Origin of the sequence: Sediminibacterium sp. (assembly GCF_051860225.1) — a bacterium.
Lineage (GTDB): Bacteria > Bacteroidota > Bacteroidia > Chitinophagales > Chitinophagaceae > Sediminibacterium.
In genome coordinates this window covers 1,072,899-1,094,029 of record NZ_JBHYEI010000001.1, presented here as the reverse complement: position 1 = coordinate 1,094,029, position 21,131 = coordinate 1,072,899, and the positions used below count along the sequence as shown (strand labels likewise).

The following is a 21,131-nucleotide window of genomic DNA, read 5'->3' as shown; positions in this document are numbered from 1 at the left end:
AGATTCATTTTTCCTTCTCAATTCCGTTATTACTAACATTAAATTTTATGTTTAAAAGTAAGTTACGATTAGTTTCGATTTGATACCCTGAATTAAAGCATTCCGCATTGATTGAGTCGATAAAGTATTTACCAGTATGAACATCCTTATTATACATATAATCATACTTGTAAATTATTTTATCTGATATCAATTTTGTAACACGATTTGCATTCCATGTTTTAGTATGAAATAAATTGGTTGTGGCTCTATTAAGAGATTCAACTTTCATTTCCCAGATAAATTTCAATCTAATAATTGAATAATCAAATTCTCTTATCCTAACTTCTCCTTTCAGGTACCCTCTTGCTAACCCTCCAACAGTTCTACCTAAAAATGAATCTTTAAAAGATTGATTGGGCATGAAACTTACAATATAAATAAGACCATATTTTTCATCCTGGTATTTGGAAACAAGTTTAAAGTCTAATCCTTTATTATTATTTCCATCAATTGGTAACCCTTTTCGGAGCATATCAAACCATGGAATAATATCACCTGTACATAATCGGGGAACTCCAATAAATTTGGTGAAAAGTTTATCCTGATATAAAGTGTCTTTAATCCAATTTGGAGATTTCATGCTTTTATCAGCATTTCGATAATATACCTTTACAAATTCTTCAGCCTTTTCTTTTAAAGAGTCGTAATTATAAATTACTGAGGAAAATTTTAAATTTTGACTAAAAGAAAAATTGCCATAGTTATCCTCAAAGCGATTAGCTACGTGTTTAATTATTGCGTTTGCGCTCCTTGATTTCATTGCCTTACTTCTAATAATAATTTCAGGTAATAAGCTCTTTAATGGCTTCAAAAGCAACCGATTAACATGAAACAAATAAAACAGTTGTTCTTCATAACCAACTGCAGAAATTTTGACCTTTTTGGGGAAGCTTGAATTGGGAATAGAAAATGAGCCATCTTCATTTGAAACAATAGACATTTCATTTATGTCATTTTCAATAAAAACAATCGTTGCAAATGGAATAGATTCCTTTGTAATAGAATCAATGATTTTAAAATAAATAAGACTATCCTGTAATGCATAACTTTTATTATATACAGGATTATTGTTTACATAGATGGGATTCCCCTTTACAGCTAATTGAAAGAATACTGCATTAATTAGCAAGAGAGCTGAAGTTATAACACTATACCTTAATTTGCTATTTATCCTTTTTAACATAAACGTTTTTAATGCAGGCACTAATTATTTGAATTTAGAAATGAATATTGTGAGATTTAATCTTATTTCGTTTTAAGTACTTTATTTTATTCTTATTTAGATAAAATGAGTCAATCTGACTTGATTTCTGAGGAAAGTCAATTTGTCTTACAATTGTGGAGTCAGGATGCAAAGCAATAAATCGTTCGTATACATTGATTCTTATTTTCAATTCCCTAAAGGAAACAGTATCAAGAAATTTATCGTTTCGCAATATGGTATTTAATTTAGCAGCTTGGCTTGAAAAAATAATTGTACTATTATTTTTATACTGATTAAAAACGCGCTCTCCTCTTTTACCGATGTAGTCTTTTTTGTTTTGAATTGAACAGCAACTAAAAAAGAAGAGAAGCAATAGAAAAAATATAAGTCTCATATTAATTTTCTTAAGTGGTAGTGATATATTCTAACGCTCCTGACAAACAAAATGATAATTAAAATATAAATCCAAATCATGGTACTTAAAATCTAAATACTTTACGAAGTTGTTCAGTTAATTGAGTGTCATCGTCATTTTCCTGTCGAAAAATTATGATTCCATTTGTATCAATGAGAATCTTAGTTGGCAAGACAGATATTGCATATTCTTTATTGACATTAAATTGATTGATATTACCTTTTTGAAACTCACCAATATCTAGATTATCACGTATGTGATAAAAAAGGCTAGTTTTATCTTTTTCGACAGCTTTTTTCCAATCTCCACTATTTCTATCAGAACTTATACAAATTACTTCTAGGCCCTTATCCTGATATTTTTTATATAACTCAATTAAATAAGGGCTACCCTTTCTACAAGGCAAACACCAACTTGCCCAAAAATCTAATAGTATATATTTCTTGCCAATTAATTTTGAAACATCTAAGAGTCGGTCATTAATATCGTTTATTGAGAAGACTTTAGCCTTACTCCCAACACCAGCACCTAATTTAAGGATAATCTGTTGACGAACTAAATCACCAAAAACAGATTGTTGAATTTTAAAACTGAAATTATCATAAAATTTTGCAAGCGAATCAACAGAAAGTGATGAAAAATAATAACGCAATAAGTATGCACTTAAATAAGAGTCTCGATTCTTTTCAATATAATCAAAATCGATTAATTTAATTTTGTCTCTGTACGGAATAAGCTTATCAAATGCATTCTTAGCTAATTCTTGTAGCACAATATTCTCTTTTGATTTATTTAGCAGTTCAATAGCATTACTATATTCGGCTTCAAGTAATTTGATTCCCATATTATCGTATATACTATCCTTAAACTTTTGAAGTCTAGACATTTCATTTTGAACACTAGATCCGCTTATTGTCGCCTTCTTAAAGTTATCAACCAATAGGGATATATTCATCATTGATGGCTCAATAAAAAAATCAGTTGTGTTCGGGTCATTGATAGATTTAGATTTTATATTGCCGTCTAGATAGGCATTCGTGGGTTCTTTGATTTTGCCAGTAAATAAAAAATTCCCCTTATTTAGTTTACAAGTATCATGAATGAATTTTCCTTCAAAATTTAAATAACTCAGCACAACAATCCCATTTTCTTGTCCTTCTATAAATCCAACTATTTTAAAACGGGAACCATCAACCTTTTTTTGACCAAAAGCTATTGAGTATATTAACAGAAAACAAAAAAGAAATTTTTTTTTCATAATATAAAATCTAAAAAGAAAAAGAGCTGCACAAATGGTGCAGCTCAAAAATTATAGTTTAAGGCATACACAATGTACCAGTGTTGGTTCCGTTTCTCTCACACTTATTAGAACAACATGCAGAATTTGCGGAACAATCAAGTGTATAGTCAGTTAAACAAGGGGCGACATTGGAGCCATTTATTATTTCTCCACCGACAACTAATTTGGCTTCTTTTCTTGATAAAACCGAACCTAGTTTTTCGAATTTCTGTTTCATTTTTGAATAATTTTAAGTAACTAAATTCCTGCAGCTTTAAGCATCAGCAGATTGTTGGCTCGCCAAACCACTTATTCGTAATTAAGTATAGTACCATCTGACTGTTCTTTTCGGGTACTAATCGAAAAGAAATATGACAATTCTTCCTCTTTAAAGAAAATAATTAAAAGTATTTTATGTGTTTTTTGAGTGCAGTAAACTTCAAGTATTATATTCAATTAAAAAAATATAACCAGGGGGTATTTTTACCCCCCGAGATTAACGAGCAAATAAGCCTCTCCATTGATACAATAACCGATCGGCTAAACTTGCTTCGGCTGTAATCACATCTCCAGTTCCAGTCAAACTATTACTAAAATGAATGGTCTTTTGATAATTTGTTTGCAAACCATTAGTAAGCTTAACCTTAATTAAGAAACTGGTGTCTTTATAGGGAACTTGTGGAATATTAATGATAGTTCCTTGTAACACACCAAATTCATTTCTTTGATAACTATTAAGTGCAATATTCACCTGTTGACCTTGCTTTAATTTTCCAAAATTTTGTTGAGATGCAATTAGCTCTGCAAAATAGGTGGGTTGCTTTGGAATAATATAAAAGAGCTCTTGTCCCGTTTTGATCCAACTATTCTCTTGAAAGTAACTGGCAAACTGCAAAGTACCTGTTTCACTGGCAACTAATATGTATCGATTTGCCCATTCGGTCAACGCACTTTTGGCATTAAAGAGAGCTGCAATAAAATTTAGTTGGATATCCGCATTTAGCTTATCAATTTCCAATAATTCTTTTTGTTTGGCAACAATATTAGCAGACTGATTAATATCCGCAGCATCAACTTGCACCAATTGTTGTTTTGTGGATAATATTGTTGATTTATCCTTAATTAAATCAAGAGGTGCAATCACTTTTTCATTAGCCAGTTTTTCATTAATGGCCAATAATCCTTGTTGCATTGTTAAATCTTGAAGAATCAATTGCTTTTGATTATTCGCATTCTCCTTAGACAGATTAATCAGCCTAATATCTTGAGCAATGGCATCACGCTTTTGGTAAAAGTACCCTTTAGTCTTTGCCCAAGAGAGCTGATAGATTTGTTGGGCAATATCTTGATAATTTTTTTGTAAATCTCCCAATTGATTGAGTGTTTCTAACTGGCTAATCGCATTCCAATTGTTTTGTTTTAAGTGAAGTTCTGTCTGTTCAATCCATTTTTTAAACAACAGCACTTGTTTGTAATCTGCATTACTCTGTAAAATGGCTAAAACATCACCAGCAATAACTTTTTTATTTTCAAGTGCATTTAAATAAACAATTCGTCCTTCAGATTTACTTATAATTTGTTTTGGCAAATTATTCCCAACAATTTTTATGGGTGCTTTAACGATATCTGGGTATTGAATAAAAAAGGTTAACGTAAATAACAAACCAATAATCACAAAAAACATTGCAATGCCATTTCGAACTATCCATACAGGTTTACTGCTAATGATTTCGCGAACCTCATGGCTATAAAAACGATCTGCCTCATCTAAGCGTTCAATATTTGCAGCTTCAAGCATTGCATCTAAACTATATGATTCTTCTTGTTGAGGCATAATTCGTCTTTAATCGCCTAGTTCTAATTGATTTTTAACCAAAGTAAAATATTCACCCTTCATTGCTGTTAATTCAGCATGTGTACCTTGCTCGGTAATCACCCCATTGTGTAATACCACTATTTGGTCAGCATTACGAACAGTGCTTAAGCGATGTGCTACTACTACGACTGTTTTACCTTCGAAAAAAAGGTTTAAGTTTTTTAAAATAGTACTTTCATTATTGGAATCTAAAGCGTTGGTAGCTTCATCTAATAAAATTAGATCAGGATTTTTGTAAACAGCTCTTGCAATTAAGATTCGTTGTCTTTGCCCTGCACTTACCCCCGTTCCTTCTGCACCAATTTTGGTATTATAGCCCAGTGGTAAACTTTCGATAAACGAAGTGATATTGGCAATTTTTGCAGCATATCTTAACCTTGCCTTATCGGGATAATCTTCCCCAACAGCTATATTTTTAGCAATACTATCAGAAAAAATAAAGCTGTCTTGCATTACTACACCACACTGTTTACGCCAAGCACGATGGCTAATATTTGACAAGTTTAAACCTGATGATTCTGCTTGATCACCAATATATATATCCCCAGACTTCGCCTCATAAAATTTAAGCAATAACTTTAGTAAGGTGGTTTTACCACTACCACTAGACCCTACAATTGCTGTTACTTTTCCTTGTGGTATTTGCATGGAAATATTTTTAAGCACAGGCTCATTACCAGCACCTGGATAGGTAAAGCTGATATTATGAAGATGTATAGATCTATTTTCTGGAAGCTCAAAAACCATGACTGATGGAGCATCACTGTTCAAATTTACTGGTTCTTCATCAGCCAATTGATGAATTTCATTCAATCTTTCCAGACTTATTTTAGCCAATTGCCAATTTTGAACGAACCCAATCATTTGTTCAATTGGGGAGTTTAATTGCCCAATAATATATTGAATCGCAAGCATTGCGCCAAGGGTTATTTGCCCTTGAATCACTGCTGTTGCAGCCACAAATGTGATGAATATATTTTTTCCCTCGTTAATAAAGAAAGCACCCGCTTGTTGCCATTGATTTAAAGCAAGCCCTTTCATTCCTACCCTAAATAGTGATGCTTGCAAGTGTTCCCATTGCCATCGTTGTTGCTTTTCGCTACCATGCAACTTAATCTCCTGCATACCTTGTACCAATTGAATGGTACTACTCTGTTCTGCAGCAGCAATATCAAACTGCTGGTAATCAAGCTCTTTTCTTTTCTTTAAGAAAATCAAAATCCATAAAATATAAAGGACACTGGCTGCTGTAAAAACACCAAAAATGAGTACACTATAATTAAGCAACACAACAGAAAATACCAATAAATTGAATAGAGAAAACAAAGTACTAAGTGAAGTGCCAGTCAAAAAGTTTTGAATGCGTTTATGGTCATTCATTCTTTGAAGAATATCCCCTGTTTTTTTACTATCAAAATAAGCCAAAGGCAACTTCATCAGCTTTATCAAAAAACCCGTAAGAATAGAGATATTGATTCGACTACTGATATGGTATAAAATCCAACTGCGAATAAATTCTACACCCAAACGTCCAACAAACAAAGCCAGTTGAGCTAATAAAACAATATATACAAATTGAATGTTTTGAGTGTTGATACCTACATCAACTACACTTTGTGTGAGAAAAGGAAATACCAATTGCAATAAACTGCCGAGCATAACCCCTAGAAAGAGTTGGAAAACCAGTTTTTTATGTGGCTTTATATAACCCCATAGTTGGTTAGCATGATTGGTTGATACCTCATTAAAATCATGCCCGTAATTGGCATTGTAAAAATTTTGGCCAGGTTCTAGAATTAAGGCTATACCGGTAGACTCTCCATCCTCATTTTTATCACTTATCCATTTTTGTAAGAACAGCTCTTTGCTGATGGTTATAATCCCTTTAGCTGGATCAGCTATTGTTATGTTTTTTGGCTTTGAAAAAAAACCCCTCTTTTGTGGTGATAAAACAATGAAATGATTTTGACCCCAATGTAGTATTGCGGGTTTTGGTGCTTCTTCAATTAATTTTTCAAAACTCAACTTTAACCCAGATGTTTGAAAACCTATCTTTTCTGCGGCATCACTAATACCTAGTAAATTAACACCCTCCTTACCTATCTCTGTTAACTCCCTTAACTTCTCTAAAGCAAATACACGACCATAATACCTACTTATCATATACAAACAAGTAGGACCGCAATCCATTTGGTTTTGTTGAGGTTGGAAAAGGAACATTTATTTAAACAATAAATTTTTTAACGGTTAGAAATGAACTGAGGTATAAATCTGATTTACCAGTATCCTCAAGAATTAACAAATATTATTTTGTTTAATTGGTTGCAGTAAATGGATCATAATTACAATTTGATTTGATAAATTAACATATGCTCTACTATCGATAAACTTACACAACATTAATTACGGGTGGGGAATTTCTACAACGTAATTTTCTAAAAAGCAATTTTTTGCACTTCCTTTAAGAATTGTACTTATTAATGGAACTTAGTTTTAGTTTTCATAGGAATTTGTTTTAAAAGAAGTTGCAATGAGCTGTGTGAACTTATCAGCTGTTGGCTAGAATTATATAACAAATTATAAGGAATCCCGTATTTCACATTTTCAGTATATAATTTACTATTTGCACCACCAATTAATAAAAATTTTGACCATTTGCATGCATCTTGTTTTAAAGCTAATTTCCATTTTGATTCATCATCATCTATTGAAAGTCCAATAATTTGAATTTTACTCGTATCAATCAAATTGAAAATGCCATTTAACATCCGATTCTCATGTCGGCAAGGTGAGCACCAAGATGCACCAATTATAAATAAGTAGTATTGTTTATTTGAATTAAAAATTTTTGAGAGTTTATAAAATTCCCCTTTTTGTCCTTTTACATAAGAGTCTGATAAATATTTGTTTGCAGTTACGAGATTCAGCTTATTTGAATAATCTAACAACTGATCATGAACCTTTTTACCATCTTTTGAATTTCTTATTTCAAATGGGAAAGTATTAAAAAGTTCTATTCGATCATTAATAGAAACTAAATTAGAAAAGGATATATTATAAGTAATAGCATATATATTTTTAGCTTCTTTTTTTATCTTTCGTAGTGTCTTAAACAAAAGTACAGTATATAAATCTTGTTGAAATAAAATCACTGAGTCGGAATAAAATCGAGCTTTGTTTTTATCAGAATAGCTAGACGGTATAATTTTAGAAAAGGTATAAATCTTTTTATTTTGAATTTCCCAATACTTGTTTAAACTGGATAAGTTTTTAAAATCAAGTGTTGTATCTACGAATACAATATTTTCATTTTCCAATTTTTTAGAATATATTTTAGAAATAGAGATATGAAAAATCAATATGGAAGTAAATATCTTAATAAACATTTGAATTGAATATTTATAAGTAGATAATAAAAAATATTAGCTACATTTTAAAATCACTAGTTAATATTGTATCTTAATTAATTTTGCATCTGTTTAACACACAACCCAAATATGCTAATTTACTTTTCATGATAATAGTTTTCGCTATCAACTTATAATGAATAACGGTAAATTAAAAAATTTTCTACAGCTTTAATAATCAGCAGAGTACTAGCTCACAAAACTACTTGTTCGCGATTAAGTGAGGTAACATTTAGTTATACTTATTGAAAAATAATTGTACCATAATCTTTAAATTTATCAGGCTGATTTCCTGAATACATAATTATACTATTTAATAATCCTCTTTAATACATCTTCAAGCCTATCAGATGTACCGGTTTTCCAAACAATTTTACCATCAGGATTAATAAGCAAACCCGAGGGTATAGGATTATTAACATTATCATAATTATCTTCAATCTCTTTTGACACAGATATATTAGACCAAATATTTAAGCCGTCTTTAACAATGGCTCTGCGCCATTGAATTGTGTCTTTATCTATTGATACTGTAAGAACCTCAAATCCTTTACTCTTATACTTATAATATAGATTCTTGAGCTTAGGGAATTGTTCTCTGCATGGAATACACCAACTTGCCCAGAAATCAATGTAAAGATATTTTCCTTTGAATTGATTCAACTCTACCTTTTGATTTTCGTAATCAAAAGTCATGAAATTATACGCTTGATTTCCAATTTTATTTTTTTCCTTTTGTTGAAATAATTCTTTTATAAAAAGACCATTTGAACTATTTTGTATATTCTCAGAAAAAGAATAATAAATCTTTTTTGCAGAATCTAAAGGCAATTGATTTGCTAAAGAATAAAAGAAATATGGACTGACATATGAATTAGGATGATGCTTAATAAATTTAATTATAACTTTTCTAGATTCTATATTTTTCTTTTGAAGCCTTCCGATTAAAACATTTGTATATTGTTCATGTTTTAACCTTGAATGATTTGTCCTAGCAGTTACATAGGCTTTTTTCTCTTGGATTATTTTCCTATTTAATAGAAAATATTTTTTTTCTAAAGAATCAAGACTTTTTATTAGAGCTTTAAATTCTAAATTTGTTTTTGACCCAACTAATTTTGCATCACTATAGTTATTCGCATCAAGTTTTACGAGCAATTGAATAGGTTCAATAAAAAAATCAACACTATTAATATCTTTAAAATCAACTATTTTCTTAACGCCCGATATTGTTGCAAATGTAGGTTCAGAAATTTCTCCAAAAAATGTAAACTTTCCATTCTTTATTTGCCCAGTATCGCTAATTCTTTTACCCGCTTTGTTAATATAGCCTAAAATAACAAAACCAGAATCACAATTTTTTATTTCTCCATCAAGTTTAAATCTATTCAAAGAGATATTTTGTGAATTAGACTCACAAACAAAAAAACTAATTATTATTAATAAAAAAGTGTGTTTCATGAAAAATAATGTTATGATTAAATCGAGGCTAATATCAATTAGCCTCGATATGGAATTTATTGGCAAAGTTTATCTTGACCAGGTTTATTTCCTGAACCATTACCAGCATTACCACAAGTCCCACAAGATCCAGAACAAGTAACACCAGTTCCTGTACCACAGTAGACATTGCAACATCCACCTCTTGCAGATGAGCCACAATTATCTGCAATTGAACCACCAACTAGTTTCTTCTGAGCATCTCTGCTCAATGCAGTACCTAAATTTAACAATTTGCTTTTCATGATAATAGTTTTAGCTATTCACTTATAATGAATAACGGTTAATTAAAATTGTTTCTGCAGCTTTAAGCATCAGCAGATTATTGGCTTGCCAAACCACTCATTCGCGATTAAGTGTAGTACCATTTGGCTTTTCGTTTCGGGTACTAGTCGAAAAGAAATATGCTTATTCTTTCTCATGAAAGAAAATAGTTAATGTCCTTTATTTGATATCCTTTTGGTAATAAAAAACCATCAATAAAAATAGTTGGAGTATATTCAATTTTAACCTTTTCACACCAATCCTTCATTTGATTGATTTTGTCTGTCTGTTTTTCTAGTTCTCCAGTCATTGGGTATTTGTTAGCAAAAACATCGTAATTCTTTTCTTTAGCTATATACCAATCATCTAATGCTTTATGAGTAGTATGTTCATTGCCCTTTTCAGCAATAGCTAATAAATGTTTAACAGGTTTTGCACCTCTATCATTCTCCTGATTAGTTGCTGTAAAAATGATTTGTGCCTTTACATCATGGTTTAGTTCAATAATTTTCTCTAACTCAGGATGTGCTGTTGCACAAGGCCCACAATAAGGATTGCAAACTTTGATAATAGTATGTTTTGCATTGGGTTTACCAATTGTTATACCTAATTCACTCGTAGAATGTTCTAAAATTGATGGCTGAGTTTTAAGCAATGACCAAAATACTTGATCGTTATACTTTAGCATTAAATGGCTTCTCTTTTCATACTTAGCAACCTGTAATCTTTTCAACAAAGGCTTTAATAAAAACCAAGATATTGCGGGAATGAATAAAGCGTAAAGTGCAAAAATGTAATTGTTTGCAAATGCTTCCTTTGTCTGAGAAAATGATAAACTGTTATTTGCTATAACCAATATTCCTTCAGTCAATAAAACCACCTGCACCATTAAGCAGAGTACACACCATTGCTTGGCTACTTTCCACTGGTAATAAATAGAAAAAAAGATATAAGGCAGGGCTAATAAAGAGAATATACTTAAAACAGGCAATACCGTATTTATACCAGCGAGCGCTGAGAATATTAATGACCCTGCAAAATATACAAAGCCAACTTCACTCCAAGTTACTATCCCCCCTAGCGTTGCAGCTTTGGTATTTAATACAGCACTGCAATTGGCTTTTTGTATACCTGAACAGATTTGCTTCAATAAAGGGTTGCCTTTATCTATATCATACCATAGTAATAATACAGATGCAGTTAATCCTATTAACTTAGCCAATAAATACAATGTGGGCAAAATGGTAATGGAGCCATTCATGAATGGTATCCATAAGGAAGCCAAAATACCTAGTGGGATTAAACTATAAACAACCTTTTTTACACTAGTAGCATTAATCTTTTGTTGGTAATTGATTTCTCCAGAAAACTCATTTGCTTCAGCAACTAAGATGTTCTCTGTCCACTGAGATAAAAAGATTGTTTTAGTTATCGTTTCAGTTTTGCCATGTTGGTTTACAATAAGTAGCTCATTTTCTACAACTTCTAATACTGCTACAAAAACACCTTGTTTAAAGCTTGTGATAAATGGTGTTGGAATCTCTTTTAATTTTTCTGCCGAAGTTTGTATCACCAGATTTTCAACCTTCCAATTATTCAATGTATCTGAAATAGATAAAAAACTTGGATAGTCTGGATGTGATTGTAATGTATCATTAATCGTTTCCATGCTTACGTTCACTTTTAATCCCTTTAATAAAGCGGCAACAATTAATGGTTGATTTTCATGTAAACTATTAAATAAGACTCCCAATAACATAATCTCTAATTATTGAGTAAACTTCATCTTAAACTTTCATATTAAAAAAAAATAGCGGGGGGTATTTTTACCCCCCGCGCATTCTTGAAAGCTATTTTCAGACGTAAAAATTAACTAAGGGGGTAAAAATACCCCCCACTAGAAACTCAAACCTTGTAGTTTTTGACATTAAAATAATGTAAAGGTTACTTCATAATATTTTTTAAAAGGCTCGTTGAAAAGACAATAACTGTAGGCTCCCTATTAGCATTTTTATCATTTAACTATATTTAGAAAAAGAGTTCTTTGCTAATTGTGATAATACATATATCTAAATTAGTCCAATCAAAATTATTTTACATCTAATTGATCAATGAAATTCATTAATTCTTGATAACTATTTGTTCGGAGGATTATATGATTTGATTTTGACAAAACAATATACGTTGGAAATGATTTGACATTAAAATACTCAATATGCTTTTGGGATTTAATAAAATAGTTTTTCCATAAATAATTTGAATTTAATAAGTATTTTTTTGAATTCACTATATCACTCTCATCAGTAACAACACCAAAGAAGAAAATATTTTTCGCCTTAATTTTAAAAATATCATTCATCAATAGTTTATGGTCTGACAAACATGGTAAGCACCAAGAAGCCCAAAAGTCAAGAACTTTAAAATTTCTATTATTGAGGAATTTAAAAGTTGAATTACTTAATAAATTATAACCTTCAAGATTATTAATAAAAGAAGTTTCACTAAATAATTTATTGTTTTTTTTAATTTTTACATAAGCAGTATCACCGAAAAGACTTACACTATCTAGGGTAAACGTATATTTATCCAATGTTGTGCTTTTCTTGATTTCCCTTTCGGGAACTAAATTCGGAGCAGTATTTAAAAGTGGACTTATGAGTTTATAGGAAATTCCATTTTTATATTTAAAATCTAATCCTGCTCCAATTAATTGAATTTTTAAAATAAAGTTATCATTATCAATCCTTATAACTCCTTCGTAAAAATAATTATTTGTAGAGACTACTTTTAACTTGTCAAAGCTATCAAAATCAACTTCTACGTTTAATCTATAATAAGTCTTCAAAATAGAACTATTATTACCAATCCGATAGTCGATATTCTTAAACTCAATATTGCTTATTTCAAATTGATTAATTCCAGGCAAATTTCTTTTAAAGAGATAAACAGAGTCATCAATAAATGATTTATTGTTGTTAGCATTAGGAATTATCACTAAATTATTATATGAATCAATACCAACTAAAATTTCTAAAACATCATCATTATCTAGGACAAGAAAATCATTAGAATCTAGATTTCTTTTCCTCTTAATTAATGTAAAGATGGAATCCGGCACAATACCATTCTTATAATTAATATAGAATAATTTATTATCGTTAGTATAAGAATCAAAGAGTAAAAAATGGTTTAAGGTAGGAGTTACAAAACTATTAATATTTTGATTGGATAAATGGAAATTATAAGTAATATAATTAAACTCATTTTTTCCAGGCTTAATAGATAAATGGACTTTATTAAATTGCGAAAAGCAAAGCGAAAAAGCCATTGTAAATAAAATGAACATTAATATTTTTAACATGCTATGTTTTTAAAAACATTAAAATAGTTTCTGCTGCTTTAATCATCAGCAGGTTATTGGCTCGCCAAACCACTTATTGGCGATTAAGTGTAGTACCATTTGGCTCTTCTTTTCGGGTACTAGTCGAAAAGAAAAATGATGTCCTTTATTTAATATCTGAGATAAATAAACGGCAGGGATAGTCTGAAATCGAATAAAACACCCAATAACATGATATCTAATTATCTAGTAAACTTCAAGGTTAATTTCCAAACTAAAAAAAATCACCGGGGGGTATTTTTACCCCCTGGCATTATAGAAAGCATTTTTCAGACGTAAAAATCAATTAAGGGCAGTAAAAATACCCCCTAGAAACTCAATCCTTGTAGTTTTTGACATCAAGCTAAAGTAAAAGGTACTTCATAATCTTTTTTAAAACTAATACACGCCCAAAATACCTACTTATCATAGATAGACATGTAGGGGCGCAATAGTAAAATGATTTAAAAAAAATCACAACCTTATTAATACTAAATTAATTGACGAAGAAGGGATAAAAAATTTATCATTTAAACTCAGTATTAATCAAAAACGCTAGATTACAACTAAAAGGATATTGTAATTAATATTCAGTTCTATTATTTAAGATTATCATCAGTGATTTTTTTGATTTCTTGATATGTTAAATCAAAGCCCAAAATTTTTCCATCCCTATTTATAAGGATGTTTGATGGAACTGCGGTTATATCATAATAGGAAGAAAGTTTACCATTTGTATATTCCGTGTCAATTAACTGTAACCATTTTATCTTATCCTTTACTATAGCTGCTCTCCAAGATTTTAGATTATCATCAAAGGAAATACCAATAATATCAAATTGAGATCTGTTATAAGAATCAAACAACTTGATTACTTCCGGATGCTTTTCCCTACAGGGAACGCACCAGGAAGCCCAGAAATTTATTAATACAATTTTACCAGTATATATTGAAGTTTCAATCTTTTTTCCAAATTTATTAGGAAGACTAACATGGTGAAATTGCTCTCCTATCATTCTATTTTTTAAGCGCAATAGCGATATTATTGATCGATTTAACTTTTGTCCTTCATAAGATGATAAAAGACTTGTATCAAAATTTGATTTTAGAAGGTTAACTTGATTTAAAGAAAGAATTTTATTTGTTGCCAAAAAGTATAGTGCAAGTTTGCTTTTAGGATTTTTTGTAATAAAACTATCTAACAAATTATAATGTAAATTTCTTTTTTCTATATTAGAAATATTAAATGCTTCTACTTTCGTTAAGGACTTTTCGAATAACTGCCTATTTACTTCGATAACTGATCCCTTAATACTGTCAAGTTGAAAATATGTACGTTTTGTTTTATTCTCACTATTAGTTTCAATTTTACTATTCAAGAAAATTAATGTAGTTGGGTTATCGATATAAAATTCAACTATATTAGTATTCTCGCTAAAATGTACCCTACATAATATTGGAAGTTTTGTTTTTAGATTAAACTGGAAGTCCCCATTAGCAATTACTGAACTTAAACTATCCTTAGCATTTATATTTCCGTCAAAAAATAAAAATATTTTATCAGGGTATGTGCCATTAATTTTACCACTTATCGAAATATCTGTGGTTTGTGAGTACAATGAAATATTAGTACACAAAACCATTAAAAAAGTAAGTATGAAATTCATAATATTTTATTTAAAATCAATTCCTAACACTTCTCGCATTTACAATCAGATCTCAACGGCATAGGGCAATCGAATCCCCATTCTTTTGCTCCAGCAGAACATTCATAGCGTTTTGTTGCTTCAACTTCAAGCTCCCAATCTAAAATTTTCTTTTGAGCATTCCTAAGTACAAGGAAACCTAAATTTTCCATTCTCTGTTTCATAAATTAATTTTTGGGCTTTTCTTTTCGGGTACTAGTCGAGAAGAAATATGTTTATTTATATAATTTAGATAATGCGATATCTAGCATTGATAAATCTTTGTCACTGTCTTGATCTCTATCATATATTAATTGACCATTCTTATTAATTGCGTAAACCCTTGGTATAGCTTTATAACTTCCATATGAATTGATTAAATCAATATCATTAAATATATGAATCCAATCCATTTGATATTCTTTAATCTTAGAAAGAAATAATGACTTGTCAGTATCATAGGAAATAAAGATAATCTCGAGATCTTTATATTTGCTTTTCAATGCTCGAATTGAAGGAATCTCATTTATGCAAGGAACGCACCAAGTTGCCCAAAAAACAACTAATACGTTACTTTTATGCTTATAATCAAGTAAGGAAACAAAATTATTAGCAATATCCTTCACTCTAAAAAATGGCAATTCTTCTCCTTTTTTAAAAGCCGTAAAACTGTTTAAATAATTATTAATAAAAATACCTTCCTCACTATCAATATAAGATTTTGGAAATCTTTTAAAAACATTATATACAGATTTATTATCAATTAGATTCGATTTTAAAAGATTCCTTCTAAAATACCACTTTAAATAATAATCACTTGAATTCTTAGAAATGTATTGCATTTCTTTTGTTGACAATGCTGAAAATTTAGAACGATAAATACTATCAATTAATGGTATATTAATAAAAATACTATCTGAATACTTCTCAAGAAATTCTTTACACTCTTGAACTTCATTTTTTGTATATTCTAAAAGTTTATTTTTTTGAATTTTAAAATCATACGCATTTAATAATGTATAATTCAATTTAGTAGTTTCAGCGCTCGAATAGAAATACTTAATGACTGATGGTTGATCATTCACAAAAAATAGGTCATTAATTAATTCGCCATTACTTAGGTTATAACTAATCTTAATTGAAGCATATTCAGATATGAATTCTTTATTGATAAATCCGTCAATATCGTTATGTAATATATTTTCTTCTTTTTTCCCATCATCAAATAAAATCCTTAAAGTCTTCAACAAAACATTTTTTGGAAGTATTAAATGAGTATTAGTTTGTTTTTGAGAATTACAAACTATTGAAATAAAAAGAGAGAAAGTGAAAAGATATAGTTTGTACATATTTAAATAATTGATTTCCCACATCTTTTTATAGAGATGAGTAAACTTCTAGTATAATTTCCAAACTAAAAAAAATCACAGGGGGGTATTTTTACCCCCCGTAAGACCATAAAGTATTATTTAAACATAGAAACAACTAAGAGTATAGATTTTACCAAATAGTATACAATATATTTAACATACTGCCCTGCTTCATCATCCTAATTTTCAATAACTTTATGTCCCCAATTGTTTAAAGTTTTACTGCTTGATTTTTTAATTGCTAAAATATTTAGATGCAAAAAGTAATGCTATGTGATGACGCGATAGAAGTCACGCAGCTATTGGGAAAGTCATTAAGAGAGCAAAGAATAAATGTTACCGATATAGTATATTCTGGTAAAACTTGTATTGATCTTATTGAAAATGGAATACCACCCGACTTATTAGTCTTAGACATCAGTATGCCAGAAATGCCTGGATATAAAGTAGCACAATATTTAAAAAAAACATTTCCATCAATTAAAATTCTGGTATTTTCTGTTCTTAGCGACTACGATGCAGTAAAGGGAATGATTAGTTTAGGAGTAAACGGCATTGCCTTTAAAAATATTAAACCCAGAGAGCTTGCTGAAATTATTCGAAAAATATTAAGTGGTCAAGAATACTATCCACCTGAATTCATGTTTAGCACTGAAGAAATTGAAACCATCAAGCAGCAAAAAATTTCCTGGGTTGAACATTTAACAAAAAAGGAAATTCAAGCTGCACAATTACTCGCTAATGATTTATCAAGAAAACAAGTGGCCTCAGATATGGGTATCTCTGCCTCTTCGATTAATAAAAAAATGGAACGGATCTTTAAAAAAACCAATCAGAAAACCACCGTTGGTGTAATTAACTTTTTAAAAAAAGTGGGTATGATTCAATAAATTACCTTTTCTCAAAAAACCACCACAAACGTTTGCGGGGTTTTACGGTATAATTCTTTCTTACATAAGTGCTGATATGGTGGCCTGCTTCATGTACATCATCAGTTAACAGAACCAGTTTTAAATCTTCTTTAGAAATAGTGCCTTGCTCTGCCATAAATGCACAATAATTCATTAAGGGCTGGTAGTATTCTTTCCCAAACAATACCATTGGAAAATCATTGATGGTCTTGGTTTGGATCAAGGTTAATGCTTCATAAAACTCATCCATGGTGCCAAATCCGCCGGGCATACACACAAATGCATATGAGTATTTAACCAACATCACTTTTCTTACAAAGAAATATTTAAGCGTAATCGATTTGTGTACGTAGGGATTTTCGTGTTGTTCAAAAGGTAGTTTAATATTAATGCCCACCGATTGTCCACCATTTTCAAAAGCGCCCCTATTGGCTGCTTCCATGATACCAGGGCCTCCTCCTGTAATAGTGGTAAATCCTAACTCAGCTATATGTTTCCCAATATCTTCTGCTGCTTTATAATAGGGATGATCTTCCTTGAATCTTGCACTCCCAAATACCGTTACACAGGGACCTAGAAAATGTAGAAAACGAAAAGACTTGATAAATTCCGAAAACACATCCCAGGCAAACTTCAACTCGTTAATTCTGGGTTTTGGACCATCTAAGTACACTGCTTCTTCTGGAGGAATGATTCTATCTAACCTTGTCTTCATTTTGACTTACATTTAATACTGAATTCAAATTAATACTTTCTTACAAGTCTAACTTAATAATTGTATCATTAGTTGTATGCAAAAATTAATTTTCACATTTTGTATAGCGTTAGCCAGCATGGTTGTTGCTCAATCACAAACGATTATTCAACCTGGAAACTTTCAATGCATTTCTTTGCATGGACCATTAATGTATTACTGGAACAATCCAACTATTGTTGCACAGTTTAGGCAAGACCTAAACCAACAACTACTTGCTAAAAAAGGATATTCTTTAGGAACCAACCAAATTCAATTTTCGCTTTTAAAAAATATCAAAGAATTCAACAGTAGCAACAAGAATACCACAAGCTTCCCAGTCATTCATTTGAAGCTAGCTGAATATCCCGCCAGCTTATACCTCAAACAGTTTTATCCTGATCTACTGAAAGACTCTAGTCAGCAAAGTATACAATCTGTTCTTATAGTAGAATTGAGTATACAAACAAATAGCAGTTCTGAACTCCTCAATAGAAGTCTTGAAGTTTTTATTAAGAAAAGCAATGCCATCGGCTTTGGCATTCCGTTTAATAATTTGCATTTAAGTGCAAAAGGATTTAGTGAATTGATGAAAAAATCTGTTGAAATTATTTTAGATAGCACCAATGAAAGTGAACAAATTGAATTAAAAGCATCTCCTCCTTTTATGGGTGATAATTTTATTATTGGTACCATCACAAACCTACCTAGAATTGCAATTGAAAGCAAGGGGCTCTTCAGTAAGTATGTATTCAATGGCAAAACTGAATTAATAAGATGGGATGAACAACGATACCAAGAAATTACTTTGCGTGGCAAAAATAAAACCATTTTATCCCCTTTGCTTTATAGTAGCTTCATTGCAATGGAAAAAGAAAACCCGCAAGCAGTATTTGTTTTTCTGATGCAAGAAGCCAGGAATATCGTTTTAAATAAGAATTATCTATTAGTAATTCCAGCTCGTGTTTCTGCGAATACTAATATTAGAATTACGAATATGCCGATTGTAGAACCTTTAAAGGGCAATCATAATTTTATGATTCATGATAAAGATACCATTGCTCAATTTAATATTGAAACTGATCAACTAGACAGTACTAAAAAAATATACCCTTTTTTATCGAGTAATGGAATTGACAGTAATTCATTAACCAGGATCAACGACTTAAACAATGTGGTTAATTTTTCTTCTTTGTATAGCTTGAAAGGAAAAATCCGCAACCAACCTTTTAAAATTGTAGTTAATGAATTCTTTAGAGAAATATATTTAAACAATGAAAGAATAGGGCTCATTGGGGGAATGCAACAACCCGAAAGGATGGTTATCTTTGATTCAACTTTATCAAACGATTTGATAAACGAATTAATTTTACTCAGTTATAATCGTTTCTTACAATAGTTTTTATGCGTATTATTTCATACAACGTGAATGGCATCAGGGCTGCCATAAAGAAAGGCTTTGACGAATGGTTGCTGTCTGATCCTGCTGATATTATTTGCTTGCAAGAAAGTAAAGCTACCCAAGAAGATGTTGACCATGCTGTTTTTGACAAAGCAGGCTATCATAGCTATTGGTTTACTGCACAAAAAAAAGGTTATAGTGGGGTGGTCATACTCACAAAAATTAAACCCGACGCAGTACACTATGGCAGTAATATGGAACAGAGTGATTTGGAGGGTCGTGTAATCCGTGCAGATTTTGGTGACATAACTATAGTGAATGCTTATTATCCTTCTGGCACCAGTGGCGATGAAAGACAAGCCTATAAATATATATGGCTAAACCAGTTCCAAGCTTTTTTAGATGAGCTAAAAAAAACCAGGCCTCATTTAATTGTAGTAGGAGATTATAATATTGCGCACGAAGCAATTGATATTCATGACCCAAAGGGAAATAAAAAATCATCTGGGTTTTTACCCGAAGAAAGAGCATGGATGACCCAATTCTTAAACAATGGATGGGTAGATAGTTTTAGGCAATTGCATCCAGAAACTACGGGTGCTTATAGTTGGTGGAGTCAGCGTTTCCCTTCTGTCCGATTAAACAACAAAGGCTGGAGAATCGATTATATCTGCCTAACCCAAGAACTGGGCAAAAAATTAAAAGCTGCTGCTATTTACCCCAATGTTAAACATAGCGACCACTGTCCTATTTATGCTGAAATCAATTAATCATGTTTATATATAATGTAACGACCAAAGTAGCACACACCATTCATACCGATTGGTTTCATTGGATGAAAAACGAACATATTCCTGCAGTTATGGCAACTGGTTGCTTTACCCATTTTCAATTTGTTCGTTTATTAGAAACCGACGAGGAAGATGGCATTACCTATGCTGTGCAATACCATGCTGAAGCCAAGGCCGATTATAACCGCTACATTGAATTGCACGCACCCGCTCTGCGCAACGATTCTATTCTGAAATGGGGCAACCAAATGATGGCATTTAGGTCAATTATGCAGGTTGTGAATTGAGTGTGGATAGTTTTAGAAAACAAATTTGGTATTTAAAAATCTTCCTTATATTCCTTTGAAACCCTTACGGGTATTGAATTGCAGAACAAATTCAATGAAATCCTTTACCATAAAGGGTTTCATTGAATTATAATGTGAAAATGACACAATAATCATTTGTGTTAAATCCTTGCTATCCCTTTATCTATAAGGGTTTTAAGCGAAAGAAACTAATCTAGAAAAAAGAATAAAAATTTTGTTGGTAGCTAAAAGCCAATAAATTTGTTCTGTTATCAAAAAACACTTTAAAAAATACATTCTATGAACAAAGCTGAATTGATCGCACACTTAGCTGATGATGCGGGTATCACCAAAACACAAGCAAACGCTACTTTGGATTCTTTTATTGATGCGGTAACTAAAACGTTGAAGAAAGGTGATAAAGTAACTTTAGTAGGTTTCGGTACTTTCTCTGTATCTAAGCGTGCTGCTCGTACTGGTCGTAACCCTCAAACTGGTGAGACTATTAAGATTAAAGCTAAGAAAGTTGCTAAGTTTAAAGCTGGTAAAGAATTAAGCGGTAAGTTATAATTTTTGCCTTCCAAAA

Annotated in this window: 19 protein-coding genes; 5 read left to right on the top strand and 14 right to left on the bottom strand. The window is 30.9% G+C overall.

Annotated elements, in window-relative coordinates; genetic code table 11:
* Positions 1 to 4 precede the first annotated feature (4 nt).
* The 13 genes from ACTIEI_RS04735 to ACTIEI_RS04675 all read right to left on the bottom strand — a co-directional run bounded on the left by ACTIEI_RS04735 (position 5) and on the right by ACTIEI_RS04675 (position 16,400).
* Positions 5 to 1,246 carry a hypothetical protein gene (locus ACTIEI_RS04735; protein ID WP_439505134.1) on the bottom strand — a complete coding sequence of 414 codons (1,242 nt, stop codon included), beginning with the start codon at positions 1,244 to 1,246 and terminating at the stop codon, positions 5 to 7.
* A gap of 479 nt (positions 1,247 to 1,725) precedes the next feature.
* Complete coding sequence (locus ACTIEI_RS04730; protein WP_295234682.1) at positions 1,726 to 2,919, bottom strand: TlpA disulfide reductase family protein; 1,194 nt, start codon at positions 2,917 to 2,919, stop codon at positions 1,726 to 1,728.
* Between the two features lie 58 nt (positions 2,920 to 2,977).
* A complete protein-coding gene (locus ACTIEI_RS04725; protein ID WP_439505133.1) occupies positions 2,978 to 3,178 on the bottom strand; it encodes a hypothetical protein in 201 nt (66 codons plus the stop codon).
* 258 nt (positions 3,179 to 3,436) lie between these two features.
* Positions 3,437 to 4,774, bottom strand: coding sequence for an HlyD family efflux transporter periplasmic adaptor subunit (locus tag ACTIEI_RS04720; protein WP_439505132.1), 1,338 nt, complete (start codon positions 4,772 to 4,774; stop codon positions 3,437 to 3,439).
* 9 nt (positions 4,775 to 4,783) lie between these two features.
* A complete protein-coding gene (locus ACTIEI_RS04715; RefSeq protein WP_439505131.1) occupies positions 4,784 to 7,036 on the bottom strand; it encodes a peptidase domain-containing ABC transporter in 2,253 nt (750 codons plus the stop codon).
* Between the two features lie 257 nt (positions 7,037 to 7,293).
* Positions 7,294 to 8,202, bottom strand: a complete 909-nt coding sequence (locus ACTIEI_RS04710; RefSeq protein WP_439505130.1) for a TlpA family protein disulfide reductase — start codon at positions 8,200 to 8,202, stop codon at positions 7,294 to 7,296.
* Positions 8,203 to 8,532: 330 nt separating this feature from the next.
* The gene (locus ACTIEI_RS04705) at positions 8,533 to 9,684 is read right to left on the bottom strand and encodes a redoxin domain-containing protein (protein WP_439505129.1); all 1,152 of its coding nucleotides are present in this window, start codon (positions 9,682 to 9,684) and stop codon (positions 8,533 to 8,535) included.
* A 56-nt stretch (positions 9,685 to 9,740) separates the two neighbouring features.
* Entirely contained in the window at positions 9,741 to 9,968 is a 228-nt protein-coding gene (locus ACTIEI_RS04700) for a hypothetical protein (RefSeq protein WP_439505128.1), read from the bottom strand.
* A 173-nt stretch (positions 9,969 to 10,141) separates the two neighbouring features.
* A complete protein-coding gene (locus ACTIEI_RS04695; RefSeq protein WP_439505127.1) occupies positions 10,142 to 11,746 on the bottom strand; it encodes a vitamin K epoxide reductase family protein in 1,605 nt (534 codons plus the stop codon).
* A 330-nt stretch (positions 11,747 to 12,076) separates the two neighbouring features.
* A complete protein-coding gene (locus tag ACTIEI_RS04690; RefSeq protein WP_439505126.1) occupies positions 12,077 to 13,348 on the bottom strand; it encodes a TlpA family protein disulfide reductase in 1,272 nt (423 codons plus the stop codon).
* Between the two features lie 617 nt (positions 13,349 to 13,965).
* On the bottom strand, positions 13,966 to 15,033 hold the full coding sequence (locus ACTIEI_RS04685) for a thioredoxin-like domain-containing protein (RefSeq protein ID WP_439505125.1): 1,068 nt from the start codon (positions 15,031 to 15,033) through the stop codon (positions 13,966 to 13,968).
* A 23-nt stretch (positions 15,034 to 15,056) separates the two neighbouring features.
* On the bottom strand, positions 15,057 to 15,236 hold the full coding sequence (locus tag ACTIEI_RS04680) for a hypothetical protein (protein ID WP_439505124.1): 180 nt from the start codon (positions 15,234 to 15,236) through the stop codon (positions 15,057 to 15,059).
* 51 nt (positions 15,237 to 15,287) lie between these two features.
* Complete coding sequence (locus ACTIEI_RS04675; RefSeq protein ID WP_439505123.1) at positions 15,288 to 16,400, bottom strand: TlpA family protein disulfide reductase; 1,113 nt, start codon at positions 16,398 to 16,400, stop codon at positions 15,288 to 15,290.
* Positions 16,401 to 16,675: 275 nt separating this feature from the next.
* Between ACTIEI_RS04675 and ACTIEI_RS04670 the strand changes: the two genes are divergently transcribed.
* The gene (locus ACTIEI_RS04670) at positions 16,676 to 17,311 is read left to right on the top strand and encodes a response regulator (protein WP_439505122.1); all 636 of its coding nucleotides are present in this window, start codon (positions 16,676 to 16,678) and stop codon (positions 17,309 to 17,311) included.
* Position 17,312: 1 nt separating this feature from the next.
* Here the strand turns inward: ACTIEI_RS04670 and ACTIEI_RS04665 are convergent, their stop codons facing one another.
* Positions 17,313 to 18,047, bottom strand: a complete 735-nt coding sequence (locus ACTIEI_RS04665) for a TIGR00730 family Rossman fold protein (RefSeq protein WP_439505121.1) — start codon at positions 18,045 to 18,047, stop codon at positions 17,313 to 17,315.
* A gap of 76 nt (positions 18,048 to 18,123) precedes the next feature.
* Between ACTIEI_RS04665 and ACTIEI_RS04660 the strand changes: the two genes are divergently transcribed.
* From ACTIEI_RS04660 to ACTIEI_RS04645, 4 genes are all read left to right on the top strand, one after another.
* Positions 18,124 to 19,464: a hypothetical protein gene (locus ACTIEI_RS04660; RefSeq protein WP_439505120.1), complete on the top strand. Its 1,341-nt coding sequence runs from the start codon at positions 18,124 to 18,126 to the stop codon at positions 19,462 to 19,464.
* A gap of 5 nt (positions 19,465 to 19,469) precedes the next feature.
* Positions 19,470 to 20,237, top strand: a complete 768-nt coding sequence (locus ACTIEI_RS04655) for an exodeoxyribonuclease III (RefSeq protein WP_439505119.1) — start codon at positions 19,470 to 19,472, stop codon at positions 20,235 to 20,237.
* Positions 20,238 to 20,239: 2 nt separating this feature from the next.
* Positions 20,240 to 20,545, top strand: coding sequence for a DUF4286 family protein (locus ACTIEI_RS04650; protein ID WP_439505118.1), 306 nt, complete (start codon positions 20,240 to 20,242; stop codon positions 20,543 to 20,545).
* A 300-nt stretch (positions 20,546 to 20,845) separates the two neighbouring features.
* Positions 20,846 to 21,115 carry an HU family DNA-binding protein gene (locus tag ACTIEI_RS04645; RefSeq protein ID WP_439505117.1) on the top strand — a complete coding sequence of 90 codons (270 nt, stop codon included), beginning with the start codon at positions 20,846 to 20,848 and terminating at the stop codon, positions 21,113 to 21,115.
* Positions 21,116 to 21,131: the final 16 nt, after the last annotated feature.

Coding starts and splice junctions, on each gene's coding strand:
- ACTIEI_RS04730 (WP_295234682.1), bottom strand. CDS start 2,919: ATGAAAAAAAAATTTCTTTTTTGTTTTCTGTTAATATACTCAATAGCT.
- ACTIEI_RS04725 (WP_439505133.1), bottom strand. CDS start 3,178: ATGAAACAGAAATTCGAAAAACTAGGTTCGGTTTTATCAAGAAAAGAA.
- ACTIEI_RS04720 (WP_439505132.1), bottom strand. CDS start 4,774: ATGCCTCAACAAGAAGAATCATATAGTTTAGATGCAATGCTTGAAGCT.
- ACTIEI_RS04715 (WP_439505131.1), bottom strand. CDS start 7,036: ATGTTCCTTTTCCAACCTCAACAAAACCAAATGGATTGCGGTCCTACT.
- ACTIEI_RS04710 (WP_439505130.1), bottom strand. CDS start 8,202: ATGTTTATTAAGATATTTACTTCCATATTGATTTTTCATATCTCTATT.
- ACTIEI_RS04705 (WP_439505129.1), bottom strand. CDS start 9,684: ATGAAACACACTTTTTTATTAATAATAATTAGTTTTTTTGTTTGTGAG.
- ACTIEI_RS04700 (WP_439505128.1), bottom strand. CDS start 9,968: ATGAAAAGCAAATTGTTAAATTTAGGTACTGCATTGAGCAGAGATGCT.
- ACTIEI_RS04695 (WP_439505127.1), bottom strand. CDS start 11,746: ATGTTATTGGGAGTCTTATTTAATAGTTTACATGAAAATCAACCATTA.
- ACTIEI_RS04690 (WP_439505126.1), bottom strand. CDS start 13,348: ATGTTAAAAATATTAATGTTCATTTTATTTACAATGGCTTTTTCGCTT.
- ACTIEI_RS04685 (WP_439505125.1), bottom strand. CDS start 15,033: ATGAATTTCATACTTACTTTTTTAATGGTTTTGTGTACTAATATTTCA.
- ACTIEI_RS04680 (WP_439505124.1), bottom strand. CDS start 15,236: ATGAAACAGAGAATGGAAAATTTAGGTTTCCTTGTACTTAGGAATGCT.
- ACTIEI_RS04675 (WP_439505123.1), bottom strand. CDS start 16,400: ATGTACAAACTATATCTTTTCACTTTCTCTCTTTTTATTTCAATAGTT.
- ACTIEI_RS04670 (WP_439505122.1), top strand. CDS start 16,676: ATGCAAAAAGTAATGCTATGTGATGACGCGATAGAAGTCACGCAGCTA.
- ACTIEI_RS04665 (WP_439505121.1), bottom strand. CDS start 18,047: ATGAAGACAAGGTTAGATAGAATCATTCCTCCAGAAGAAGCAGTGTAC.
- ACTIEI_RS04660 (WP_439505120.1), top strand. CDS start 18,124: ATGCAAAAATTAATTTTCACATTTTGTATAGCGTTAGCCAGCATGGTT.
- ACTIEI_RS04655 (WP_439505119.1), top strand. CDS start 19,470: ATGCGTATTATTTCATACAACGTGAATGGCATCAGGGCTGCCATAAAG.
- ACTIEI_RS04650 (WP_439505118.1), top strand. CDS start 20,240: ATGTTTATATATAATGTAACGACCAAAGTAGCACACACCATTCATACC.
- ACTIEI_RS04645 (WP_439505117.1), top strand. CDS start 20,846: ATGAACAAAGCTGAATTGATCGCACACTTAGCTGATGATGCGGGTATC.